6 protein-coding genes are annotated in these 7,811 nt (G+C 35.4%); 2 read left to right on the forward strand and 4 right to left on the reverse strand.

Annotation, left to right across the window (positions count from 1 at the left end):
• Nucleotides 1-857: 857 nt before the first annotated feature.
• The 4 genes from ACP6PK_RS25285 to ACP6PK_RS25300 all read right to left on the reverse strand — a co-directional run bounded on the left by ACP6PK_RS25285 (nucleotide 858) and on the right by ACP6PK_RS25300 (nucleotide 5,120).
• Nucleotides 858-2,651: a fatty acyl-AMP ligase gene (locus tag ACP6PK_RS25285; RefSeq protein ID WP_426563707.1), complete on the reverse strand. Its 1,794-nt coding sequence runs from the start codon at nucleotides 2,649-2,651 to the stop codon at nucleotides 858-860.
• A 123-nt stretch (nucleotides 2,652-2,774) separates the two neighbouring features.
• Entirely contained in the window at nucleotides 2,775-3,122 is a 348-nt protein-coding gene (locus tag ACP6PK_RS25290) for an RNA-guided endonuclease InsQ/TnpB family protein (protein WP_426563709.1), read from the reverse strand.
• 19 nt (nucleotides 3,123-3,141) lie between these two features.
• Nucleotides 3,142-4,053, reverse strand: a complete 912-nt coding sequence (locus ACP6PK_RS25295; protein WP_426563711.1) for an RNA-guided endonuclease InsQ/TnpB family protein — start codon at nucleotides 4,051-4,053, stop codon at nucleotides 3,142-3,144.
• A gap of 665 nt (nucleotides 4,054-4,718) precedes the next feature.
• The gene (locus ACP6PK_RS25300; RefSeq protein WP_426563713.1) at nucleotides 4,719-5,120 is read right to left on the reverse strand and encodes a hypothetical protein; all 402 of its coding nucleotides are present in this window, start codon (nucleotides 5,118-5,120) and stop codon (nucleotides 4,719-4,721) included.
• A 242-nt stretch (nucleotides 5,121-5,362) separates the two neighbouring features.
• Between ACP6PK_RS25300 and ACP6PK_RS25305 the strand changes: the two genes are divergently transcribed.
• Together ACP6PK_RS25305 and ACP6PK_RS25310 are read left to right on the forward strand one after the other, a co-directional pair.
• Entirely contained in the window at nucleotides 5,363-5,938 is a 576-nt protein-coding gene (locus ACP6PK_RS25305; RefSeq protein ID WP_426563715.1) for a sigma-70 family RNA polymerase sigma factor, read from the forward strand.
• A 221-nt stretch (nucleotides 5,939-6,159) separates the two neighbouring features.
• Nucleotides 6,160-7,383, forward strand: coding sequence for a glycosyltransferase (locus ACP6PK_RS25310; RefSeq protein ID WP_426563717.1), 1,224 nt, complete (start codon nucleotides 6,160-6,162; stop codon nucleotides 7,381-7,383).
• Nucleotides 7,384-7,811 lie beyond the last annotated feature (428 nt).

The following is a 7,811-nucleotide window of genomic DNA, read 5'->3' on the forward strand; positions in this document are numbered from 1 at the left end:
AGCTCCATATGTAAAGGCTTTCATCTTTTGATCGGTAAGCCCTAACTATAGTTTTCTTTTTATTTGAAATTAGGGTAAGTATTTAGCTATTAGCTTTCAGCAAGAGACTAATAAAACTCTTATTTGAACAAAGTAATTTAGATAAATATGGTTTGCCCTCAAAAGTTTTTTTGTCAGGGGAGAAGCCAGAATTTCCTAGGTCATGCTTCGCAAATAGAATTCAGAATCCAGGAAGAATTAAGAATCATAGAAGAGGTAGCCAGAAGAATCGGATATAGTGATTTTCTCCCCTATTTGCCGAAAATACTAGATTTTTGAATAGGAATTACTACTGAAGCAGTTACTTTATTAGTATCTGCAAAAGCTGAAACCTCTACGAGTAAACACTTTTATATTTAATCAGCAAGCCCTAAAAAATATAGACTTTAAAGACAATTAGAGACTAATAAAACTCTTATTTGAACAAAGTAATTTAGATAAATATGGTTTGCCCTCAAAAGTTTTTTTGTCAGGGGAGAAGCCAGAATTTCCTAGGTCATGCTTCGCAAATAGAATTCAGAATCCAGGAAGAATTAAGAATCATAGAAGAGGTAGCCAGAAGAATCGGATATAGTGATTTTCTCCCCTATTTGCCGAAAATACTAGATTTTTGAATAGGAATTACTACTGAAGCAGTTACTTTATTAGTATCTGCAAAAGCTGAAACCTCTACGAGTAAACACTTTTATATTTAATCAGCAAGCCCTAAAAAATACAGACTTTAAAGACAATTGTATTGATATTTTTTTCTAACTCAATTAATGCAGCTTTAAACTTATACGCTGATAGCTAATAACTGACGGCTCAATACTGACAAATTAGGTATTGCTGGTTTGACTTTCCCGTAGCGTTATATCTGCCAACTCAGATACACTCCCTTTTTCAGTTTGAAGTTGCCAGTTACCAACTAAATTCAAACTACCCTCCAAAAATTGACTCCGACATAACCGACGTTGAATCTTACCACTGGTAGTTTTCGGAATACTACCAGTCTTCAACAAATTAATAGCATAAACTTCCACTGTATGTTCCTCAGCAACTGCCTGACGAATAGCTCCCACTACTTCCTCAATATTCAACTTCCGTAAATAACTACGCTCCACCTCCTGAACAATTATTAACCGCTCATCATCCTCGGCCTCTATAGAAAAAGCTGCTCCACAACCAGACCTTAAAGCTGGATGACATTTTTCCACAGTTAATTCAATATCTTGAGGATAACGATACCTACCCCACAAAATCATTACATCTTTAATCCTACCAGTAATAAATAATTCCCCATCCTGTAAAAATCCTAAATCTCCCGTTCGTAAAAAAGGTCCTTTATCTACCAAAAAAGCATTAAAAGTTTGTTCCGTTTCCGACTTTTGCTGCCAATAACCCTTACCCACTCCAGCACCGGATACCCAAATTTCTCCTACTTCTCCTTCTGAACGTTTAGTCAAAGATTCTGGATCGACTATGACAATTTCATCACCCAACCAACTCCAACCACAACTAACTACTGCCCTACTTTTCTCCCCACCAACTACAACTCGGTTTTCTGCTAAAGCTTCAGCATCGACATATTTAATAGTTGGAGCTTTTGTTTTTGTTCCGCCACTAATAAATAGAGTAGTTTCTGCCATTCCATAACAAGGATAAAAAGCTTCTCGCCGAAAGCCACAAGGCGCAAAAGTCTCGGCAAATCTTTTTAAAGTTGCAGCTCGTACAGGCTCGGCTCCAGAAAATGCGACACTCCAACTACTCAAGTCTAATTTTTTTAGTTGTTGTGGGGTTACTTGACGAGAAACTAAGTCATAAGCAAAGTTGGGTCCGCCACTGGTTGTTGCTCTATATTTGGAAATAGCTTCTAACCAACGTATGGGTTTTTGAATCAAAGCTACGGGTGACATGAGGGTGACTGGAAAACCTCCATATAAAGGTTGTATGACTCCGCCTATTAATCCCATGTCGTGGAACATGGGTAGCCAAATTACGCCTTGACTTTCTGGGGAATGTTCAAAGGACTGATAAATAATTTCTGAATTATGTAGAACGTTGCTGTGAGTTACCATTACTCCTTTTGGTTTGCCTGTGGAACCGGAGGTGTATTGGAAAAAGGCGAGGGTGTCTGGTTCTATTTTTGGTTCTCTCCATTGGGGTGCTTCAGAGAATGCAATTTTATCCGTGGCTATCCATGGATACTGGTTGAGTTTGGGAGCTAGGTCTGGATTTTTGGCTAATTTTCCTCGAATTTCCTTCAAAAAGGATTCTGTGGTGAGAATAGCTTTTGGTTCAGAGGATTCGACTCTTTCTTGGAGTTTGGCTATAGCTTCGCTGTTGAGGGGAGGGTTGCTAGTTACGGCGATCGCTCCTGCACAGATACAACCAAGGAAACTGGTGATAAATTCTAGTCCGGCAGTGTAGGGATAAACGACTAATATTCGGTCTCCTGGGATGATGAATGATTGGAGGTGGGCAGCGATCGCTCGGACTTGAGTATTTAGTTGTTGATAGGTTAAGCTACCAGACTTGGTTTCTCCATCTGGCAGGAAAGTATAAGCTGTTTGGTTGGGGAGATTTTCTGAGCGGTCTTTTAGTATATCTATTATGGTTGAGTATTTAGCCATTTGAGGATTTTTGCAATTGTTGTATGGGTAAGTTTTTCAGAATTACCACATACTTTTAAATCTGTCAAACCGCTGTTAGAGGAGGTGAGAAAAATTAGATCGCCATCGTGACATACTCCCAGACTAAGCTGACGCTATAGTATGGGCTTCTCGTTTCCCAGTCCCGGTACCCCGTCGGACTCCACGAGCTTTAAGGACGGAATGCCCTGCCGCCCTATTTTTTATATTTATCGCCGCGTTTACATCTCGGTCTATTACTGTACCGCAGTGCGGACAAGAATGAGTTCGTATGTTTAATCCTTTCGGGACTTTTTCACCACAATTTGAGCAATCTTGGCTAGTATTTCTGGGGCTTACCCCTATTGTTTTCTGTCCAGCATTTGCCTCCTGCGGAGGAGCTGCGCTAACAGCTTTGACAGTTAAAATAGTTAGAAATTGACCCCACCCAGCATCATTAATTGATTTACTCAATCGAGTTTTAGTTAGCCCTTTAATATTTAAGTTTGCCTCCGGCACGCCGCTCCGCGTCTACGTGGGCAATAATATCAGCTTTTGATAATAATTCATTGGCTGTTTTAAAATGAAAATCTTTACGCTTGTCGGCTACTTTTTTATGTTGTTTACCCACTGCCTTGACAGATTTTAACCATCTATTGCTGCCTTTTTTCTTTCGAGATAAACCTTTCTGTAGAGTTTTTAATCGCTTTTGAGATGAGCGATAATATTGAGGAATTGGAACTGATTCTCCATCGCTTGTGACCAAGAAATCTTTTAATCCCATGTCAATGCCTAGGGTGTTTTCTGTTGTGGGCTTAACATCATAATTAAACCTAGGAACTGATTTATCCTCCAAAGATAAAGTTACATAATACCCATCAGCTTTACGAGTAATCGTAGCAGTTTTAATTTTAAAACCAGATGGTAATCGTCGATGTTGAATTAATTTTACCAGGCCAATTTTGGGTAAATTAATCTTGTTTCCTTCAAGGCAATCTTGTTTGATTTGAGGATAAGTAAAACTACGATAACGACCTTTTCCTTTAAACCTTGGTTTCCCTAATCGCTGCCCATTTTTATCTGCTTTAAACCACCTATCAAAAGCTAGTTTTACCCGTTTAATGCAATCTTGCAAAACCTGAGAATGAATTAGCTTATACTCAGGAAATTTATCTTTGGTATTGACCAAATCCTTTTTCTGGGAGTAATAATCTGGGTTATCTCTCAACTGAGGAATTGGCATTATTAACGGACAAGCATTAACTAGGCAACGGTTTTCTTCCCACCATGAGAATCGCTCACCTAATCTATAGTTGTACTGCCGAAGCAACAAATTTAACCACAGTTCTATTGTAGCTATTTGCTCTTTATTGGGCTTTAATTTGTATTGATAGGCAGTCCGCATAACGGCAAATTTCCTTAATTATAAAAAATAATAGCACAAGTTTTTTTTAAAGACCAAAACTTGAGGATAATATTTGTAAATTAATGGGACTCGACTTCCCATTAATTTACCGCCGATTCATCTCACCCCAAATCATAGATTATGGTGTGAGGCTTCTCCGCGATTTAGCTAAATGAACATGAGGCGATCGCTGGTTTTAATAACGGAATTATAGGTATTTCAGCCTTCAAAATTTAATTAGGCAGTAACATTCCTTCGGATTATTTTATCAGATATCTTGAGCAATAAGGCTGAAACCATTGAAATTATGTTGACGAGTTTAGGCATTTTTAGCGTTTTTTTGTCAGAGGTTGGTGACAATCTTTAAAATGTTATATCAAAGAAGCTCAGATTGATAATTAAAACTTTTGATAAATGTTGAGTTATCATCAGAAACATAAAAAAATGATAGAAAAGGGAAAAAATATAATGACAATAACAAACTTTGCAGAAATCTTAAAGTGCGGTGCGTTAAGGCTAACAAATATTGCCAAATCATTTATTTTTTTCAACTAAATAGTTATTTTTAATAACTTTTTTTGTAAGTTTAATATTATCTGCAAATAGCCCCTATCCTTTTTTTTTGGATATGGGATAGGGGCTAAAAATTATGACCTTAAACTAGATTATTTGAGGTGATTTTCTAGCTTGTAAGTATCGGAACTATCAATCTTTATGTCACTCCAGAAATGTTCCCTTAAAATTGCTTTTTGATCTTCATAGTAATTCAGGTCTTCTGGCTTTAATAAACCTAAGCTTTCGCCTAAAATATAGTCTACCTCAGAAATCCAAAAAGCCATAATTTCGTTCTCACTAGCTTGCTCAAGTATCTCACCTAATTTCTCTTCTTGTTCTAGATTTAATTCAGGTAAAGAAGATAACATGGCATACTCATTAATCAACTGTTTCAAGCTAGAAGTTAAAGTCATTGGGCAATTTTTTCTTTGATCTATACTCCTGTTCCAGGATAGTAATTCTTGATGCTTATCCCAGAATAGTGATAGGCTCTGCTGTTTTTTATTATTCATAATCCTTGTCTTCCCTGCTTTTTTGTTTGTTTCTACATATAAGTGAAGCTTTACTTGTATTTGTGACGAACTGAGAGTGTCACGAAAATAGGTAAGTGAAACTAATAAGTATATGAGGGTGCTATTCCTAGAAATGTAATGATATTACTCAAATGTATTAACAGTTTTAGCCGAGAAAATCATTACCATTAGATAGCACCATCATAAAAAGTAGTTTTGTAAAAAGGAGTACAAAATACCAGATGAGTAGAGAAAGTTTTAATTTAGAGTTTCGGGAGTTATTAAGTCGAAACAATTGTGAAAGTGATTCATTATTTGTCTATATTCGGATGCGTTTAAATCAATTTAAGCTGAATAAATTATACCAACCCAACGACATTCTTAATGAAGTTTACATGAGAGGTATTAAGGCTTTGGAAGAAGGGAAAACTATAAACAGTATTTTAGGCTGGATTCGTGGAACAGCATATAATTATATTCGAGAGCTTAGTAGGCAAGAATCTAAAACAAAAAGCTTTGAAGAACTTAGTATGAAAGAATCTAATTATGTAACAAAAAGCCTTCTACAGCAAGAGGAATCTCTACAACCTCAAGTTGAAGAAGTAAATAATAAAGTAGAGCAATTGAACGAAGCTTTAAAAAATCTGACTCCAGAGGAACAAAAGCTTTTAAATTACAAAACAGTTCAAGGTTTATCATGGCAAGAAATTCATAATTTGGAAGAGTACCAAGGTATTACACCGTCAGCTCTGAGAAAACGTAAAGAAAGGATTATTAAGAAATTGCGCCAATGTTACCATTCTATAGTAAAGCTATAGTGTGGATACTTTTCTGTAGTCGAAAATCCTCTAAATTTTGAAATAATTGATATAGAGATGTTCTATGTTCTATAGAGTGTCTCTATATTAATTACTTCAGAAAAAGCTTATATAGTAGTTAGTGGATATCGTAATTTAGAATCTCTTTTTGAAGAATAATTAGCAGAAACTTAAGATTTAACTGCCTTCTTACTTCTTCCTTCTTCCTTCTTCCTTCGCTTATGAAAATTGCCATTATTGCCTCTGGATTTTTACCCGTATTAGATGGAGTAACCGTTAGTGGTTATTACCGAGTCCAAAAACTCAGTCAATTCGGACATCAAGTATTATTATTTTGTCCTGACTATAGTCCCCTAGCTCATTTATATCCAAATTGGAAAGATTACACAGGTAATATTTTCCCTGGAGTTCAAGTCATTAATTTACCTAGTACACCATTTCTAGATTTTGAAAGAAACGTAGGATTTAACACTTACCAAATAGTCCGCCGAGAATTAGAAAAATTTCAGCCAGAAATTATTCATGTAGATGAACCAGAAAGATTATTTTTTGCTTTTTTTCGTTTAGCTGGCATAAGATTTGCTCGACAACATAAAATTCCCTGTGTCTGTACTTTCAGAACTAACTTTTTAGAATATTTTGAAGATTTTTTGCCTTTACCAAAAGGGATTAACTTGATGTTGCAGTTAATCTTCAAAAAAAGTTTTGTCTCAATTTACAACCAATACGATTTGACTTTAGTTTCTAGCAGTATTACCTATCAAAAAATTGTCAGTATGGGAATTAAAAATGCTATGTATGTCAACTTTCATGGTTTTGATATAGAAAAATTTCAGTCAGCCACAATAACAGCAAATTTTTGGGAATCAAATTATCAAATTCCTAATTTAGCTAACAAAGTAAAAATAGTATTTTTAGGTAGACTAACTGAAGATAAGGGTTGGAAATTTACCTTAGATGTTTTTGTCAGACTTCAGCAATTAGTAGATATAGAAAATGTTGCCATAATAATTGTTGGAGACGGTCCGATGCGCGATGAAATATCAAACAGATTAGCTAAAGTAACAAAGAATGTTTATCTATTAGGTAGAACACCTCCTGAGAATGTACCTAATATTTTGAAAAATAGTGATTTTCATGTCACAGCTTCAGAAAAAGAAACCAGAGGTTTAACTGTATTAGAAGCATTTGCAGCAGGTCTTCCAGTAGTTGCTCCTCAAGCTGGAGGAGTCACAGAAAATATTCAAGATGGTAGGAATGGTTTATTATTTACTCCAGGAAATCAAGAAAGTTTTTGTGAGAAATTAAAGCTTTTAATTGAAGATAGTAATTTCCGTAGAGAAATGGGTATAAATGCTAAAGAATCTGTTGCTAAATACAGTTGGGATAATGCAGTAGCTAACTTAGTAAAAATTTGGCAAGAGAAAATTCTGCTCAAATTTTAGTATTAGATATCTCCAATAACAAAAAATCAAATCAATTATCTTACAGAAATCATCCAATATTTTTCCCGACTTCCTACTCCCTACTCCCTATTCCCTGCTTTAGCTAACTTAGTGAAAATTTGCCAAGAGAAAATTCTGTTCAAATTTTAGTATTAGATATCTCCAATAATAAAAAATCAAATCAATTATCCCACAAAAATCATCCAATATTTTTCCCGACTTCCTACTCCCTGCTGGAGCTAACTTAGTGAAAATTTGCCCAGAACAAATTCTGTTCAAATTTTAGTATTAGATATCTCCAATAATAAAAAATCAAATCAATTATCCCACAAAAATCATCCAATATTTTTCCCGACTTCCTACTCCCTGCTGGAGCTAACTTAGTGAAAATTTGCCCAGAACAAATTCTGTTCAAATTTTAGTATTAG

The organism is Dapis hubbardiae BLCC-M172 (assembly GCF_050016015.1).
GTDB lineage: Bacteria > Cyanobacteriota > Cyanobacteriia > Cyanobacteriales > Microcoleaceae > Trichodesmium.